We start from the raw sequence: 17,454 nt of genomic DNA, 5'->3' as shown, positions 1-17,454 counted from the left end.
TTGATCGTGGATGGATAACGCGACGCTCCGAAGGGATGTTGCTGTCGCTGGTGCCGCCGCCGGGGTGACAGTGGCACTCTCGTTGCTGTATGCCTACGGCCTCGGCATTGATGTCGGATTCGTCGGTACGGCTACACCACTCGGGGTGTACTTTCTTTACACATTCACCCACAACCGGCTCCCCGAACAACTAGATACCGCGGTCACCTGGATTGGGTTGACTGTTGTCGTTGCCGCGGTCACGATTCTGGCAGTGACAACGCCGTCGACTGGCCTGTGATGACGCCGTCGACTACCGGCGGTGCTCCTGGGTGTGCGTGTGCCCGCGACCAAATTGGTGCGTCGCATGGGTAGCCTCCACCGGACAGCTAAATCGACGATGCACCCACGCTGGAATCGTTTCCCGATCGAGTAGCCGAATCTGTGCTGTTACGTGTGATCGAGTCGTCTCACAAACTCGTTCGGCGGCCTGTATTGAGACTGCACACAGTCGCACACAAACGGTAACGTTCTGCACTGGTTGGGTCGGTGGGAGTCGACCACAGCGTGTCGCCCGCACCACTCTTTGAGCACCCTCGTTGGTGATTGCTGTCCTGGCTGCCGCGGTGCTCACACCTGGGGTGGCAACGACAAGGTGCATACCCCCGGTGGCCGCGGTTTGGTATCTAAACCTTTGGCACGCAGCTGGGAGCGTATATTTGTGGTCGTTACGACACTGCATCGAGCGTGACGGTAAACACGCTGCCTGTCGGCTCGTTGTCTGTGAGAGTCACTGAGCCGTTGTACATATCGACGAGGGTATCAACAAGATATAGTCCGATCCCAGAGCCGGAGCTTTCTAGACCCATCTCCCCGCGACCGAAGATCTCATCCTTTTGGGTATCGGGCACTCCTGGTCCGTTGTCAGCGATTTCGACAGCGATGCTGTCGCCGTCGTCGGTAACGGTCACCGTGATCTCCGGGTCGGCTTTGTCGTTATGCGAAACAGCATTGTTCAGGATGTTGCGAAACACCGAGGACAGCAGGTCTGTCGCAACAACCTCACAGCCGCTGTCAAGATCGCCGCTGACAGTGATCGTCGCGTTGTCGTAGGCTGACCGGGCCTTTTCGATCTCGTTTGTCAGTATCCGGTCGAGGGTGACCGGGTGGAGCTCCGGATCACTCTCGCCTTCGAGGACGCTGAGGAAATCGCCGATCGTCTCGGTGATGTTCGTGATGTGTTCACTGGCATTTAACATTCGTTCCAGATGGGCTTCGCCCTCGCTGTCAACATGGGCTTTGAGCCCCTCGCCCCAGCCGACAATCACGGCGACATCGTTGCGGATATCGTGGCGAACAACCTGATTCAACAGGGCCAACTCGGCGTTCCGCTGTCGGAGCTCCTGTTGTTGCTGTTCCCGACGGATCGCATACCGCAGTGTCTGTTGGAGCAACCGCGGTGAAATATCGTCTTTGACAAGGTAATCTTGTGCGCCGTGTTCGACGGCGTCGACACCAACGCGTTCGTCATCGAGCCCGGTCAGGACAACCACAGGGGCCGACGCCCCAACAGCCAGCAGTTGGTCAAGCGTTTCAACACCGCTGCTATCCGGGAGGCCGAGATCCGAGAGGACGAGATCAACCTCGTCGGTGAGTGCCTCACGAGCCTCCGCAAGCCGTTCGACGTGGGTGATCGTCGGCGCGTCGGCATTGAGGTTCGGCCACGACTGTTCGGCGATGTACTCTGTGATCAGGCGCGCGTCGGCCGGATTATCCTCGACAAGGAGGATATGGGTTAGCGATTGCTTACTCATTGGTTGGCGAGTGGGTGGCGGTTGTAATCCAGAAATCGATTGTCGCGTCAATCATGTCGATATAGTTGTCGGGATCAGCTGGCTTTGTGATGTAGGCGTTGGCGGCGTGTTCATACACGCGGTTGATATCGTCGCGGCTCTCCGAACTCGAAATGATCACCACGGGGACATCCTGAAACGGGGTTTCGGTGCGAACCAAGGTGAGCAGCTCAAGTCCGGATGTCCCTGGAAGATTCAGATCTAAGAGTATTAAATCCGGGTGATCACCGGGCACATCGGCGTCGATCGCCCGAAGTTGATCGGCGGCCGTTCGGCCACTGTTGTAGACGGTGAGTGCCAGTTCGACACCGGCGGCCGCAACACCCTCTTCCATCAGTCGCACATCGGCCGGATTATCTTCGACCGCAATTACCCGTGGCACCGCTGTGTGAGCAGTTTGTTCACTCATCTGTTTGTTTCCCCATGTGGTAGCGAGATCGTGAATGTCGACCCCTCTCCCGGGGTGGATTGCACATCAATCGTCCCATCGTGGCGATCGACGATCTTCCGGCAGATCGACAGTCCGATCCCCGTGCCATCGAACTCCTCGCGTGTATGGAGCCGCTGGAACACCTCAAAGATGTCGTCGAGCTGGTCGGCTTCCATTCCGATCCCGTTGTCGGTGATATCGATGACAACCATCTCACCGTCGTGTCGTGCCGAGATGTCGATCGCTGGACGGTCGGTGTTGTACTTGATGCCGTTGTCGATGAGGTTCTGGAACAGTTGGGCCAGTTGGCTGTGATCGCCGGTGACTGTCGCCGCAGTCGCCGGCAGCGACACCGTTGCGTCAGCTTCGTCGATCTTGACGCTGAGATCATCGGTGACCTGTTCTAAGAGCGGTTTCACCTCGACCGGCTCGAAGGATTCTCTGCGGGTGTCAACCCGTGAGTAGGCCAACAGCGCTTGGATCATCTTTCGCATGCGATCGGCCCCATCGACGGCAAACTCGATGAACTCGCTGGCGTCCCCATCAAGTTCCTCGCCGTATCGGCGCTCTAGCAGCGTCAGATAGCTTGATACTGTGCGGAGTGGTTCCTGAAGGTCGTGTGAGGCCGCGTACGCGAACTGTTCGAGTTCCTCGTTGGATCGTTTGAGCTCGGCTTGGGTTTCGCGGAGCACTGTCTCCCGTTCGGCTCGGGTGAGGGCGGCCTCGACAGTCGAGGACAACACCTCAAAGAGGTTCAGATCCGCCTCGGAGAATGCCTGCGGCTTCACTGCGCCCGCACTTATCACCCCGTGATCGCCGAGTGGCACGATCGCCTCGGATTCGAGCATCGTTTCATTGTTGTGTAACGCATCGACCGCACTCAGATCATCATAGGCTTGGAACTCGCCGGATTCGAAGACCCGCCAGGCGAGAGCTGTGTCATCCTCGAAGACTGGCTGTTCGTCGATGTACTCTGTCGCCGACTCAGCCATCCCTGCCGGAACAAGGGCTTCGCGGTCGTCGTCGTACCACCAGATTCCTGTCAACGGCGTATGCAACAGTTCTGTGGCGCTCTCAACCGCGATTGACGCGATCTGTGACCGATCAGGAACGGTCATGAGCTGTTTGGCTGTGTCATTGATATCTCGTAGTTTCCGTTCGACGGTTTGGGTGGCAAGCTCGTGGCTAATCCACTGGACAAGGAGTTCCACAAACGCGCGCTCTGCGTCGGTGAACTCGTGATCACGCCGCTGTTGGTCGGCGAAACAGAGTGTGCCGTACTGGTCGCCGTCAACAGTGACGGTGCCGCCGATATAACAGCCGAGGGCATATCGTTCGTATGCCGGATCATTACCCCACCCCTCAGCAACCGCATCCTGCACATCGAGTGGCTCAGATTGGGTGATCGTTTTTCGACAGTAGGTGTCTGATTTCGGGGCTGAGGCACCAGTCTGAAGCTCGGGATGATCGCCAACAGCCTGCACGACGTGTTGTGTGCCGTCGTCGATGCGGTTCAAAAAGCCGAACGGGAGTCCGAGTCGTTCGGTACCGAGCGTGAGGAGGGCATCAAGCTTTTCGTCAAACTCGCGGTCGGTATCGGCGGCGATGGTGGTGAGTTCACGAACCGACTGTTCGCTCTCCCGTAGTGACCGTTCAAGTCGTTTCTGTTCGGTCACATCGATCAGGTAGCCGAGGTAGTGGGTGATCTCCCCGTCAGTCCGAATAATCTTGGTATTATCTGTCACCCACCGAATCTCCCCGTCGGCCGTCACCATCCGGTATGGGTCGTGTCTGAATCGGTCGACGGCGTTGTCCTTGGCCTCGGCGACCTCATCCATGACGCGATCGAGATCGTCGTCGTGGATCAGGTCGGCATACGGAATTTCCCCGGATCGGAACTGTTCGGGGGTGTAGCCAAACGTCTCAGCGACGTTCTTCGAGACGTATTCGACCGGCCACCCATCGGCGTTCTCCCATTTGAACACGACGGCTGGCCCCTCGGCGAACATGTCTCGCTCCTCTTCAAGTTGGAGCTTCGATTCCTTCTCCTCGGTGATATCGAGGTGAATACCGACTGCCCGCGTTGGTGTCCCGTCGTCATCGCGGTCGACGACCTTCCCGACATCCCTGATCCACCGGTAGTCGCCGGCTTTGGTCTGCATCCGGTGTTCGCAGTCATACAGGTCGGCGTCGCCGTCGATATGGGCGTTCAGGGCCGCCTCAACGTCCGGCATATCGGCGGGATGGACGCGGTTTTCCCACGTTTCAAGCCGTGGTTCGAGTTCATCCAGCGAGAACCCGAGTATCGATGCCCACTGCTCGTTGAACGTGACCGCGTCTGTTTCCATATCCCAGTCCCAGACGCCGAGGTTCGCGCCCTCAACGGCCAGATCGAGCCGTTCTTTTACTTCCCGGAGTTCCTCATCGCGTTCCTTGCGGTCGGTGATATCCTGGAAGATGCCCAACGCTCCGGTGATATTTCCCGCCTCATCGAACTGTGGATCGCCGACTGCCCGAACCCACCGCGTCCGGTCGGCCGCGGTGATGAGCCGAAGTTCGAGATCGTACGACTCACCGTCGCTGATGAGTCGATCAAAGGCCGCTTCGATCTGTGGTCTGTCATCCGGGTGGTAAAATTCGATGCCGTCACTGAGGTCTATGTCGGTGTCGGTCGGGAGGTCGTGAATCCGGTAGACCTCGTCAGTCCAGCGGAGTGAGTCCGTCGTAAGGTCGACTTCCCACCCGCCGATGGACGCACTCTCTTGGGCCTGCTCGATGAACTCCCGGCTTCGTTTGAGTTCCGTTTCCCGCTGTTTTCGCTCGGTGATATCCCGAGCCACAGCGATGTATCGGGCGTTGCCGTCGACGGCGATCTTGTTCACCCAGACTTCAACCGGGTACGTCTCGCCGTCTGCTCGGCGGTGGTTGCCTTCGACTTTCAGGGTGTCGTTCATCGCCATCTCCCCCAGATGTCGGCGAGTTCCGACTGCTCGATCTCGGCTTCGAACTCGGCGACATTCATCGAACTCAGCGTTTCCCGGTCGTAGCCCAGCGAGTCGGCCATGGTTTGGTTGACATCGATCACGGTGCCGTCGGCGGTGTGGATTACGATGCTGTCCGGTGAGTTGTCGAACAGGGCTCGTAGCCGGCTTCGCTGCTGGCGGAGTTCTGCTTCCCGTTGTTTTTGGGCGGTTATGTCTCGGTTCGTACAGATCAACTCGCCGCTGTCGAGTAGCGCGAGGCCGAGATCCTGTGTGACCGTGGTTCCATCCCGTTTGCGGCCAACTGTTTCCCCACGCCACGAGCCGGTGTCGGCGAGCTCCGGAAACACCTTTGCTTCGAGTCGTTCGATCTCGTCGTCGTCGTAGAGGGTACGCCACTCCTCGCCGAGCAGTTCCTCGGGCTCGTAGTCGAAGACATCAGCGTGCGCCTGATTCATGTAGACATACTCATCGCCATCGAGGATGGCGATCCCGTCCATCGCAACCTCCATCGCCGCCGACTGGAGTTCGATCTCGGCGTCCCGCTGTTTGCGCTCGGTCACATCGGTGGCGATCCCGACCAGTCGTCGTGGGGTGTTTGGCCCCGCGTGTAGTTCGGCCCGCGCCTCGATCCACAGCTCTGTTCCATCGTCTTGCTCGACTCGGTACTCCACCTGGAGGGAGTCACCGTTCTCGGTTGCTTCCTTGAGTGACGCCTCTACCGCCGGGACATCGTCCGGATGGACAAGCTCCAAGAACTCCTCGTAGGTGCCCTCGGATGTGCCGGGGTCGAGGCCGAACAGTTGTTCCATCGACTCCGTCCAGATGACCTCATTCGTTTCGAGGTTTAGTTCCCAGACACCCGCGTTTGTTGCCTCTAAGGCCACAGTGAGCCGCTGTGAGGTCTCTTCGAGTGCCCGCCGCTGTTCGGTCATCTCGGTGATATCGGTTGCGACACCCAAGACTGCCTCTGTGTCGTGGTCGACCGGTTCGTACGGGATCTTGATCGTCTGGAGCATCACCGTTTCGCCGTCTGCTTTCGTCAGTGGCTCCTCCGGGATGTGTTTCGGCTCACCGGAGTCCATCACGGCGAGGTCGTCCTGTCTGAACTGTTCGGCTTCGGCCTCCGAGGAGACGAAATCGGCGTCGGTCGAGCCTTCGACATCCTCGACGGTCGTCCCGTAGGCGTCGGCAATCGCTTGGTTGGCCAGAATATACTCGTTGTTTCGATCCTTGGCGAACACCAACTGTGGCAACAGATCGATGATCTGCCGGAGTCGATCCCGGTTTGCGGTCGCTCGCTGTTTGTTTTGCTGTCGGCTCAGTTCCTTGCCGACCCATTGGGCGAAGAGGCGCACAAGCGTCCGTTCGCTCTCGGTAAACGGTTGTTCGCGTGGGGTTGCCTGCGAAAAGTTCAGCGTGCCGTACCGCTCGCCGTCGACGATCACCGCCGTCCCGATATACGATCTAAGCCCGTGTTTCTCGTAGGCTGGATGGTCGGCCAGATCGCTGTTGCTGGCGTCGGCCACGGCGATGAGTGCCTCGGTGTCGACGACGCGATCACAAAACGTCTCACTGAGAGCAAACTGCTCGCCCGGCTGTATGCTGTCGTCTGTGGCTTTGACCTGCTCAACGGTGTACTCGGTGTCGTCGATCGCCGAGAGAATCCCGATATCGAGCCCGAGATGGTCACAGCCCAGTTCCAGCACTGCATCGATCCGCTCGTCGACTGATCGCTCATCGTCGGTCGAGATCTCGTGAAATCGCTGGAGGGTGTCGGTGTGCGATTCCAGCGTTTGTTCGTACTCGATCCGTGCGCTGGCGTCCCGCACCGAGCCAAGGAATGCCAGCGTTTCGCCGTTCGGGCCTTTGAGGGGTGTCCCAAGTGTTTCACCCATGAACGTCGTGCCATCGGCCCGCTCGTATTCGACGATATACGTCTCCTCGTTCACCGCGGCGTGTTCGTTGAACCGCTCGTCGCCCTGTTGGTCGTAGGCCTCGTCGTTGGCATAGAGCAGTCGAGTCGTTTCGCCGAGTACGTCGCTGGCCGCGTAGCCAAAGAGCTGTTCGGCTGCGGCGTTGAAATCGGTGATCCGACGGTCGGCGTCGGCAACGATCAACGCGTCTTCTGTCTCCTCGAATACCGTTTCGAACAGCCGACGCTGTCGGTGTTGATCGAGTCGCTCGCCGCGCTCATCGGTGATGTCGTAAAAGAACGCTGTGGCCCCGTCGTCGTCGGGATAGATCCTGATTTTGAACCACCGATCGAGATCATCGCTGTAGCGTTCGAAACGGGTGGGTGTCTGGGTGGCTACCGCTTCTTCGAGCTCGGTGCCGACAGTTGTTTCATCAATCCCTGGCACCGCTGTCCAGATTTCGGCCCCCAGTAGTTCGTCAGGTGACTGTTCCAACATCGCTGCCGCCTGGTCGTTGACAAAGGTGAGTTGCCAGTTGTCATCAAGTGCGCAGATGGCCTCATCAACCCGCTGGAGAACGCTCTCGGCGTTGCAGCCTTCCAGTGAGTGAACCGCTGATTCAGTGCTCATCGGGCACCCGCAATCCGGCTCCCGGCGACTGCTCTCGAGTCGACCGCTTCGATCTCATTGCATCGCTGCCCGACATTGTCACTGACTCGTTTTCCATTGTCGTCTACACAGCATGCACTGGTGGGATGCCACTTTGTGCCGAGCAGTGAGGCCCTGCCAACGATCCCTGTAACCACCGGTGGCGTTCGTGAATAGAAATTCTGCATACAATACTAACGATCGGTCAGGATATAAGCACATTGCCGGATGCTGAGCACATTACCGGATGCTGTGTTCAGTTGCACAGCGTGTGTCGACACAAACCCCTACTGGCACACCACCCTGGGAGTCAGTTCGAGCTGATAGTCTCCCCCATCTACGACGATCGGTTTGCGGTTGACAAACCGCCCAATCAACGCTCTTGGCGACCGAATTGAAATACCTGCCGCCCAACCGAGGTCACATGCAACGCTTCACGCTGCTCGTGCCGTCGCTTCTCGCTGTTGGTGTGTTGGTGGGCCTCAGCGCGTTTTTCTCCAGTAGTGAATCGGCGATCTTCTCGTTGTCCGACGAGTGGATCGATTCGGCTGCCGGCGATGGTGCCCGTGACAGCCAGACCCTCCAGCGGTTGCGCGAGGATCCCCATCGCCTTCTCGTCACGCTGTTGGTCGGCAACAATCTCGTCAACATCGCGATCACGAGTATTGTCACGCTGTTGGTCGCTCGGTTCGTCCCGCCCGGAGCCACCGTCGTAGTGGCGACACTTCTTGTGAGCGTCGTCGTGCTTGTGTTCGGCGAGATCATGCCAAAATCCTACGGGCTCGGCCACGCCGGATCGTGGAGCCGTCGGGTCGCCCGACCGATCGCCGCCATTGAGCGACTGTTGGGGCCTGTTGTGGCGGTGTTTGATCTGGTAACCCGGTGGCTCACGGCGCGGATCGGTGGCGACCAACAGATCGAAAAACCGTACGTTGACGACTAGCTATCTGGTACTGAGGCCTCAGTCCTGACAGCAGCCGCCGGCCTCGCCGCCGAAATCAACTGCCAGCGGTTCGGAGATCGCCTTGTTGACCGCTTCGAGTTTGGCTTGGAGTTCCTCTTGGGCCTCAAGGTAGTCTTCCATCAGCGGCATGCTGTGGAGCTCTTCTTGGGCGTCTTGCACCTCACGCATCGATTCGCGGTCGGCGGTTCCGGCCTCTCGATCGAGCATGAACTGGTGGCGTAGCTCCTCAAACTCCTTGATCGCCTCCTGGGTTTCGGCGTCGTTTTCGACAGCCTCGCTGGCCTCGCGGAACGCCGTATGTTCTGGACAGTCTGCGATTTTCTCGCCGAGTTCTCGACCCAGGTCTTCCAGTGACGCGGTTTCAACGCTCATAGATGACGTTGGTGATCAATTCGCTTCAATGTGCCGGACGGGTGGCCCCGGAGACCACATCACCGAACCCAGCACGTCAGGCAATCCCGAGCCCACCGAGCACAAGCCGACCCCCGATGACCGTAAGCAAACCCAGCACTGCGATCGCGCGATGGCGGCTGGCCACCCGGCGGCGGAGCCGTCGACCGACCGCAACGCCGAGCACCGAGGGGACGACCGCCGCCACCGAGAGCGCGACGACCGCCGACGACGGATACAATCCCAAGGCCCCGGCCGCGGCGACACGCACCCCGTTGATCCCAAGAAACACCATCGCGACGACGCTGACAAAGAGGCCATGCGAGAGGTCAAACGAGCGGAGGTAGGCAACGAGCTGGACGCCGACGTTGGTCGCGCCGAACAACAGCCCCGAGCCGCCGCCGACTACGAGCATGACGACCGTCCCCCGCGGTCGATACCGCTGTCGCCGCCAAGCGAGGGCAGCGGCAGCGTCGACTGCCGGGAGCCCACGAACGCCAGCGTGATGAGGCCCAACCCGACCCGGACTGGCGCGCCCGGCAGGCGGTCGATAACAGCCATCCCGATGATCGTTCCCACAAGGGCTGCGAGCATCAGCGGCCAAAACCGCCGGCTACAACGGGTCAGCTCTGGGGCTGAGAGTTCGCTAACGAGCGTAGCGTTCGCCGACAGGATCGGGATAATCATAAGCACGACAGCGGTTGCGGGCTCGATCACCGTCGCCAACGCCATCGTGCCGACGAGCGCAAACCCAAAGCCGGCTAAGCCGTTGACCGCTCCGGAGACCAACAACACAACCACGAGGATCACCAGCAACGACGGCGAGAAGCCAGCGATCATCGATGGCTCCGAAGCGAGATAGTTGCGGTGCTGGCGGTCGATCTCGCTGTCGTCGTCGGCGCGTGAGGATTCGCCACAGTCGGCAGTTGCGCCGAGTTGAAATATGCCTCCCCCGATTGTGCACGCGGCGTGCCCTGCCGCCTTACGCCACCTGCTCGGTGACGAACTCGACGACGGCCTCGTGTTCGGCGGGGCCGATCCCGTGGCCGCCGGCGTAGCTCGCGTATTCGACGGCCGCACCGAGCGTCTCAAATCGATCGGCAGCGGCCTCTGTGCGGGCAGCAGGAATGATCTCGTCGGCGTCGCCAGCCGCGAGCAACACCGGTTTGTCAGCGATCCCGTCGGGGTCGACATCGCCGTGGGAGTCCGGCAGGTAGCCATGCAACGCGACAACCCACGCATACCGGTCTGGGGCATCGAGCAGCAGCGAGAGGCTGGTGATCGCCCCCTGGCTGAACCCAAACAGACCGATGTGGTCGTCGTCGATCCCGTAGGCCTCGACGGCGGCATCGATGCTCTCGATAATTAGCTCTCGGCTGCGCTTGAAGTCTACCGCGTCGGGTTGACTCTGATGGAGCCCCCGCCGGAGAGGTTGAGGTCGTACCATGTGTAGCCGCCCTGCAGGCGATTCGGGGCCTGCAGGCTCACGATATGAAGCCTGTCCGGGAGCGATCGGGCGACCGGCAACAGATCCTCCTCGTTGGCACCGCGGCCGTGAAGAACGATGACGGCAGGGGCCGGCTCCTCGTGTGGGTTCTCTGGGGCGACGTGAACGTGTTCGAGTGGCAGATCGCTCATGGTCGCTATAGCCGGGCGACCCACATTAATACGGGAGTAACATCGATGCCACCGATCTGCGGCCAATGCCGATGCCGCCGGCTACTTGGGGCGAAGTTATTTGCGGATACTGATTCATCACTACCCATGAGCGATACGTCCATCGACGCGGTTGACCAAGCGATTCTCCATGCGTTACAGGCGGACGCCCGCAATCTCTCGTCGGCTGACATCGCTGAGCGAACCGGCACCGCCGACAGCACGGTTCGCAAGCGCATCCAACACCTCGAAGCCGACGGTGTGATCAAAGGCTACAGTGCGGATGTCGACTACGAGCAATCGGGGTATCCCCTTCGTATGTTGCTGTACTGTACGGCATCGATCGCCGATCGCGGCGACCTGATCCCCGATATCCTGGCCATCGACGGCGTCATCTCGGTTCAGGAGTTGGTCACCGGTGAGGAGAATCTGCTTGTCACCGCAGTCGGCGAATCTGATAGCGATATCACGCCGGTCGCCCAGGAACTCCTCGATATGGGCCTGACCGTCGCCGACGAGGTACTGGTTCGGAGCCACAAGACGACACCGTTCAGCGAGTTCGACTCGACGTAGCCGCTTCGCCGTGTCTGCGGCTTGCATGATCAGGCAACAACCTGTTTGATATCCAGTCCGGTCGCCCGACGAACAACAGCCGAGATCGGATTGCCCGTTCCCGAGAGATTGTCGGAATCGCCATCAAGGACGAGCAGTGCCGCCCGCCGCCCGGGCTCGATCACCCCGCAGTTGAGATCGGCAATCTCCGCCCCGGCCCGCGTCGCCATCCGCAAGACTTCACGGTCGGTCACATCGTAGGTTTTCGCCGTAAACGCCATCTCGCGGAACATCGACGGCGGGTTGAGCATGACATTATCTGTCCCAAGCGCGACAGTTGTGTGAGCAAGCAACTCACGGATCGGTGGTCGCCCGACGCCGAGGACGGCGTTTGCGCGTGGACAGACCGCAATCGGGATCGCTTGCTCGGCCACCCGCTCGAGATGCCCGGATTCGGCATGCACCATGTGAACCAGTAGCTCCGGCTCGTAGTCTAAGGCGGGGTGGATGTCGGTTGCATCGGGCTCGCCGGCGTGGATGGCGAACGGTTTGTTCGCCTCGCGGGCGGCCGCACGCTCGTCGGTAAACTCGTCGTCGTTTGCGCCGCTGGCCCCGTAACCATCGGCGAGTTCGAGGACTGACGCCGGGCCGCTGCCGAAAATGACCGCGTCGGTTGCTGTTTCGCTGGCAGCTGTTCGGAGGGCCTCGGTGCCCGCCTCACCTGACTCCCGGAAATCGAGATGTGCCGCAGTCCCCGTGTCTGCCATGAATCGGAGGGTGCGGCGCATCGCCGTGATGAGTTCATCACGGCTGGCGGCGGCCAGCCGGCGGTGTTTCTCGCTGTCCGGTGGCGCGACCGCCTCGTCTAACGAGAGGCCGACACCGGCTTCTTTGGCCACCGAGTCACCGATGTGGGTGTGGGCGTTGACGAATGCCGGCAGGACGATATCGGTCGAGTCCGTGGCCGTCTCCTCGACGGCCGTAATCTGCCCGTCGTCGACGACGACCCGGCCACGAACCGGTGCAAAGGAGTCCTCGGCGAGAATCGTCCCCTCAAACTGTTGCATACCTCAGTCCACCAGTTCAGCCCCGATATGTGTTTCCACCATCGGCGAACGAACAGGCTGGTAAATTTTATATCAAATACGAACAGATTGGTATTCAAGATGGGATTTCGGCGATCTGTGGAGAGACTCTGTCGGATGCGTGGAGGCCAGCATGGCTGACGACGACCTCGCGACGTTAGTCTCGGCGTTAGATGTTGAGCCGACTCGTGGGAACGACCGCGCAGCGACCGGGTCGACCGTCCTCTCTGTTTCCTGTACGCTCGCCGACTGCGATCACGATCCAGCATGGCTGACCGAGTCCCCGTCCGACCACGTCGGCGTGACGACGCTTGGCCCCCGAACGTGGGCCCAACAGAACGGCGAACGGGTGCTCTCGGCGTCGATTCGCCGGCTCATCGCCGACCGGCCGGTTGCGGCGATCGTCGTCGTTGGCCACACTGACTGCGACGTGGTGGCTGATGCGTACGATCACGCGCACGGCGCGACGGCGTCCGCGGCGGCCGGTATCCAGGCGACGCTCGCGCCGCTGGCAACGATGATCGATGAGGCGACTGCAGCAGGCGTTGTTGGGCCCGAGGACTCCCCCAGACAGGCCCGGGAGCGACTCGCCGAGTACAACGTTGTTCGCAACGTCGCCTTTCTGCGCTCGCAGTTCCCCGCGATGACCGTCGCCGGCGTCGTCGCCGATGAGGCCGGCGTCTACGGCTCGTTTCCTGGCAAACAGTATTTAGTGGCTCTCGACGACGCGGCCGAGCCGACAGCCCTCCGTGCGCGACTCCCCGATGATGCTCAGCTATCGGTCGGCTGCCAGCTATCGCTGGCGTCGACCCGGTAGTTCGTCGGCGTCGACAGTGAGCCCCGCCGATTTACGCCCAGCCGAAACCATAATGTTCTATAATTTTGTTTTGGAGAACAATCTGATCAAATAAACAGATTTATTGCACATTTTGTTCTACAACGGAGCGAATGCGACCAGTGTTCGTCAGGCGCGGTCGTCCTGGCGGATCGGTTGCTCGACTCAACCCATGACAGACGGAACCCAGCGCAGATCAGTCGGATCGCTTCCCGAACCGAATGGTGCGTCCTCGCGTGTGCCAGCGGCCCTCACCCGGTTCGTGTGGGCGATGTGGCTCGGCACGCTCGCCGTTGCGGCTGTCTTCGTCCGATCCGACCCCCTGTGGGCGGTCGAGGGGCTCGTCGCCATCGACGGGCTAACGGTCGTCATGTGGACGGTTGTTGCCTTCTTCAGCGGGATCGTCCACAGCTACTCACGTCGGTATCTGGCCGGCAACCCCGACAAGACCCGGTTCATCACGCAGGTCTTTGCGTTCACGCTGGTCGTGATGGTCGTCGTCGCCGCCGACCATATCGCGTTGTTCGCGGCAGCGTGGCTGGCGATGGGCCTGCTCATGGCTGAGTTGATCGGCCACGTCGACGGCTGGCCGCAGGCACAGGCCGCAGCCCGCACCGCCCGTCGATACTTCGTCGGGGGCTGCGTTAGTCGCCGCCAGCCTCACACTGCTGTGGTCGGCGACGGGCGCGACCACCATTACCGGGCTGCTTGACGCCGTCGGCGGCCTGTCGACGACGACCACCGTCCTCGCCGCGGGCGGGCTCGTCGTCGCGGCGATGATTCAGTCGGCACTGCTGCCGTTCCACACGTGGATCCTCTCGTCGATGACCGCGCCGACGCCGGCCTCCGCGCTGATGCACGCTGGCTTTGTCAACGCCGGCGGCGTCCTGCTGGCGCGGTTCGCACCGGTCGTCACCGTCGAGCCAACCGTGATGCTCGCTATTGTCGCCGTTGGCGCGATCAGCGCGCTCGGCGGGAAGCTCCTCAAATCCGTGCAGTCGGATATCAAGGGCCAACTCGGCTGCTCGACGGTCGGTCAGATGGGCTTTATGATCATGCAGGCCGGGCTGGGCTTCTTCGGCGCGGCGATCACCCACCTCATCCTGCATGGCTTCTACAAAGCCTACCAGTTCCTCTCCTCGGGGGTGAGGTCGAACACACGAGCCCGGCGGCGGTGAGCGATCACACGGTTGGCTTCAACGGTATCGGCAGCGTTGTCGTGACGCTTGTCACCGGGATTCTCGGCGGCGCACTCTTTGCCGTGTTGACCGGCAAGGGAACGATTATCAACGGCGGGCTGCTGTTGACGTTCTTCGTCACCTTCGCCACGCTACACGCCGCCCGCAGCGCGGTTCAACACACCTCGTTGCCGGCGACGTTCCGCTACGGGGCTGTTCCGCTGGTCTTCTTCCCGGCGATTACGATCTACGCCATCGTCTACGAGGCGGTCTCGTTCCTGCTGGCTGACCTCCCGGTCGTGACGGCCTCGACGGAGCTAACGCTGTTGCATGGCGTCATCGCCGCTGTTTTCGTCGGCGTCTATCTCGCCATCGAGACCGGAGTTCACGAGGGGAGTGGGCGTCTCTACGTTGCACTGCTGAATTTGGGCCAACCGACATCTGACACGCTGCTGACGACCACGGAGGACTACAATGAGTACTGAATCCACAATCGACGACAGTATCGACAGCGCAGCAACCACAGTCGGCTCCGTCTGGCCGATCCACTCGTTCGTGACGGCCAACCCGCTTTCGGGGTTCGAAGACCAACCCTTCGAGCACGCCGTCTCACAGGCGACCGACCTGCTCGGTGGGCGCGGCTACCCCAGCGCGGACACGTTCAAGCAGGCACTCACACGAGGGCAGATCGATCCCGAACTCCTCGAATCGGAGCTCGCCGACCGCGGCTACGATGCCGCTCCTGAGACGCTGCTCGATCGGATGGCCGACGCCGACGACAGCGGCATCGACGACGATGCCGGCGACAGCGACAGCGAGCGCGTCGATGCCATCCTGACAAAGTGGTTGCCGGTCTTCCTCGATGAGGGTCGAGCCCACTGGTCGATGCCAAATCGTGAGGACGGCTTTTACAGCGCGTTCCGTGCGTTGGCGGCTCACGACGGCGAAATCCCCAACTCCGGTATCGTTGCTGACCTGCCAGACTCACCGACAGCAGCGATCGACGCCGTCATCCAGTCGTATCCGGAACACCAGTGGGAAGCGATCTTCGAGGAACAGCTGGCCGCCCTACCGGGCTGGACGGGCTTCATCAAACAGCGCGTCGACGATGGCGGCGAGTGGCACTCAGCGTACCCGATCACGCTCGACGGCTACCTCGCTGTGAGATTGTCGCTGCTGGATGCCTTCGGTGTCGACCTCTCCCCCGAAACAGACGGCGAAGCCACGGAGGTCGACACCGTCGATGAACTCAGCGAGGCGTTCCTGAGCGCGTGGGAGGCAACCTACCGCGAGGAGGTAGTCGACACTGTCGCCGCCGAGAGCGAGGCGATCGTCGACACCGAAGGCGGAGCATCGAGCCGCCCGGACGCCCAACTGACCTTCTGTATCGACACGCGCTCTGCGGTGATCCGCCGCCACATCGAAGCCACCGGTGCGTACGAAACGTTCGGCTACGCGGGCTTTTTCGGGGTTCCCATCGAATACAACGGCTACGAATCTGACGTGTCGGTCGAGGCCTGTCCACCGATCCTCGACCCACAACACCGTATCACGGAACTGCCGACCGACGACGAGACCCAGGCAAGCCACGACCGCCTGGCGGGCGTTCGTGACGCCACCCGCGAGGTCATCGACACACTCCAAGCGAACGCGGCGAGTGCCTACGGGTTCGTCGAGAGCGCCGGCAGCGGCTATGGGCTCGCCTTGGCGGCGCGGACGCTCGTCCCCGGCCGCGTCCACGACCTCTTTGATGCCGTCGCCGGCGCCGAACCCGACAGCCACGAGTTCTGTGAGCCGATGGTGCACCACCAACACACCTACGCCGGCGACCTCCCGGTCGGGCTGACGACAGACGAAAAAGTCGAGTACGCCGCGACGGCTTTCGAGTTGATGGGCATCGAGACGTTCAGCCGTGTGGTCGCCTTCGTTGGCCACGCCAGCGAGACCGAAAACAACCCATATGATTCGAGTCTCGACTGTGGGGCGTGTGCCGGCAACCCCGGCGGGCCGAACGCCCGCGTGCTGGCGGCGATCTGCAACGACGAGGCGGTACACGACGAACTCCGCGATCAGGGCCATGCGATCCCCGAGGATACCGTCTTCGTCGCCGGCGAACACAACACGACGACCGACGAGATCGACCTCTTCGACAGCGACGTGCCTGCAACCCACGCCGACGATATCGAGCACCTCCGCGCTGACCTCGCCACCGCTCGCGAAACCGCGACCGCCGAACGCACCGACGCGATGGGCGCAGCGGCCACAAACGGTATCGACGAGACCGAACGCCGCGCAGCCGACTGGGCGGAGACCCGCCCTGAGTGGGGGCTGGCCGGCAACGCCGCCTTCGTTATCGGGCCGCGTGAACTCACGGAGGATGTCGACCTCGACGGGCGTGCGTTTCTCCACTCCTACGACCACACAACCGACCCCGATGGCGACGCCCTCGAAGCGATCCTCACGGGGCCGATGGTCGTCACCCAGTGGATCAACAACCAGTATTACTTCTCGACGGTCGACTCTGGCGTCTACGGCAGCGGCTCGAAGATCACCCACAACCCCGTCGGCAACGTCGGCGTCTATCAGGGCAACGGCGGCGACCTGCTGACCGGCCTCCCGCTGCAGTCGGTGGCTGCGGGGCCTGATGATCCATACCACCAGCCGTTGCGTCTCTCGACGGTGGTTCACGCGCCCGTTGACAGCGTTACCGAGATCCTTGCCGACCACGCGGAACTCACGACCCTGTTGGACAACGGGTGGCTCTCGCTGACGGTCGTCGATCCGACCCGTGACCACGACGTCTTCCACTACGAGGGCGGCCTGTCATGGACAGGCTCCCCCGATCTCGAGGCGGCTATCGACGACGCTGAACCGGCCGCCCCAACGGTTCCCGCTGACGACTGACGCGGCCCTCCGTTTCGGTTGAGTAGTGCTGGTTGATCGATCGTGACAGTGTGGCGATAACGCCGTGGTTATACGGCTTCGAC

11 protein-coding genes and 3 pseudogenes are annotated in these 17,454 nt (G+C 61.3%); 6 read left to right on the top strand and 8 right to left on the bottom strand.

Annotated features, from left to right (window positions below; genetic code table 11):
* Positions 1–10: 10 nt before the first annotated feature.
* Positions 11–280 (top strand): hypothetical protein, encoded by a 270-nt coding sequence (locus ACFQJB_RS06315; protein WP_379725212.1) that lies wholly within the window; start codon positions 11–13, stop codon positions 278–280.
* Between the two features lie 427 nt (positions 281–707).
* On the opposite strand, the gene ACFQJB_RS06310 is transcribed toward ACFQJB_RS06315, so the two are convergent.
* Genes ACFQJB_RS06310 through ACFQJB_RS06295 form a run of 4 tightly spaced genes read right to left on the bottom strand, consistent with a single transcriptional unit; the run spans position 708 to position 7,789 of the window.
* The gene (locus tag ACFQJB_RS06310) at positions 708–1,793 is read right to left on the bottom strand and encodes a hybrid sensor histidine kinase/response regulator (protein ID WP_379725210.1); all 1,086 of its coding nucleotides are present in this window, start codon (positions 1,791–1,793) and stop codon (positions 708–710) included.
* The gene (locus ACFQJB_RS06305) at positions 1,786–2,241 is read right to left on the bottom strand and encodes a response regulator (RefSeq protein ID WP_379725207.1); all 456 of its coding nucleotides are present in this window, start codon (positions 2,239–2,241) and stop codon (positions 1,786–1,788) included. Before ACFQJB_RS06305 ends, ACFQJB_RS06310 begins: the two co-directional genes overlap by 8 nt.
* On the bottom strand, positions 2,238–5,222 hold the full coding sequence (locus ACFQJB_RS06300) for a PAS domain-containing protein (RefSeq protein WP_379725204.1): 2,985 nt from the start codon (positions 5,220–5,222) through the stop codon (positions 2,238–2,240). The genes ACFQJB_RS06305 and ACFQJB_RS06300 overlap by 4 nt, the downstream gene beginning before the upstream one ends.
* Positions 5,213–7,789 (bottom strand): PAS domain S-box protein, encoded by a 2,577-nt coding sequence (locus ACFQJB_RS06295; RefSeq protein WP_379725201.1) that lies wholly within the window; start codon positions 7,787–7,789, stop codon positions 5,213–5,215. Before ACFQJB_RS06295 ends, ACFQJB_RS06300 begins: the two co-directional genes overlap by 10 nt.
* A 442-nt stretch (positions 7,790–8,231) precedes the next feature.
* On the opposite strand from ACFQJB_RS06295, the gene ACFQJB_RS06290 reads away from it, so the two are divergent.
* A complete protein-coding gene (locus ACFQJB_RS06290; RefSeq protein ID WP_379725199.1) occupies positions 8,232–8,750 on the top strand; it encodes a DUF21 domain-containing protein in 519 nt (172 codons plus the stop codon).
* Positions 8,751–8,768: 18 nt separating this feature from the next.
* Here the strand turns inward: ACFQJB_RS06290 and ACFQJB_RS06285 are convergent, their stop codons facing one another.
* The 3 genes and pseudogenes from ACFQJB_RS06285 to ACFQJB_RS06275 all read right to left on the bottom strand — a co-directional run bounded on the left by ACFQJB_RS06285 (position 8,769) and on the right by ACFQJB_RS06275 (position 10,799).
* Positions 8,769–9,143: a YlbF family regulator gene (locus ACFQJB_RS06285; RefSeq protein ID WP_379725196.1), complete on the bottom strand. Its 375-nt coding sequence runs from the start codon at positions 9,141–9,143 to the stop codon at positions 8,769–8,771.
* Positions 9,144–9,219: 76 nt separating this feature from the next.
* Positions 9,220–10,001 (bottom strand): annotated as a pseudogene (locus ACFQJB_RS06280) (TSUP family transporter).
* 142 nt (positions 10,002–10,143) lie between these two features.
* A pseudogene (locus tag ACFQJB_RS06275) lies at positions 10,144–10,799 on the bottom strand (alpha/beta hydrolase).
* 126 nt (positions 10,800–10,925) lie between these two features.
* Here ACFQJB_RS06275 and ACFQJB_RS06270 point away from each other — a divergent pair.
* Entirely contained in the window at positions 10,926–11,390 is a 465-nt protein-coding gene (locus ACFQJB_RS06270) for an Lrp/AsnC family transcriptional regulator (RefSeq protein WP_379725193.1), read from the top strand.
* Positions 11,391–11,419: 29 nt separating this feature from the next.
* Here ACFQJB_RS06270 and ACFQJB_RS06265 read toward each other — a convergent pair whose 3' ends face one another.
* Positions 11,420–12,436, bottom strand: a complete 1,017-nt coding sequence (locus ACFQJB_RS06265) for an amidohydrolase family protein (RefSeq protein WP_379725190.1) — start codon at positions 12,434–12,436, stop codon at positions 11,420–11,422.
* 151 nt (positions 12,437–12,587) lie between these two features.
* Between ACFQJB_RS06265 and ACFQJB_RS06260 the strand changes: the two genes are divergently transcribed.
* The 3 genes and pseudogenes from ACFQJB_RS06260 to ACFQJB_RS06250 all read left to right on the top strand — a co-directional run bounded on the left by ACFQJB_RS06260 (position 12,588) and on the right by ACFQJB_RS06250 (position 17,371).
* A complete protein-coding gene (locus ACFQJB_RS06260; RefSeq protein WP_379725187.1) occupies positions 12,588–13,271 on the top strand; it encodes a carbonic anhydrase in 684 nt (227 codons plus the stop codon).
* Between the two features lie 190 nt (positions 13,272–13,461).
* A pseudogene (locus ACFQJB_RS06255) lies at positions 13,462–14,952 on the top strand (proton-conducting transporter membrane subunit).
* Positions 14,942–17,371, top strand: a complete 2,430-nt coding sequence (locus ACFQJB_RS06250; RefSeq protein ID WP_379725184.1) for a DUF2309 domain-containing protein — start codon at positions 14,942–14,944, stop codon at positions 17,369–17,371. The pseudogene ACFQJB_RS06255 and the gene ACFQJB_RS06250 overlap by 11 nt, the downstream one beginning before the upstream one ends.
* Positions 17,372–17,454: the final 83 nt, after the last annotated feature.

Source organism: Halonotius sp. GCM10025705 (assembly GCF_042662885.1).
Lineage (GTDB): Archaea > Halobacteriota > Halobacteria > Halobacteriales > Haloferacaceae > Halonotius > Halonotius aquaticus.
This window is presented reverse-complemented; position numbering and strand designations above follow the sequence as displayed.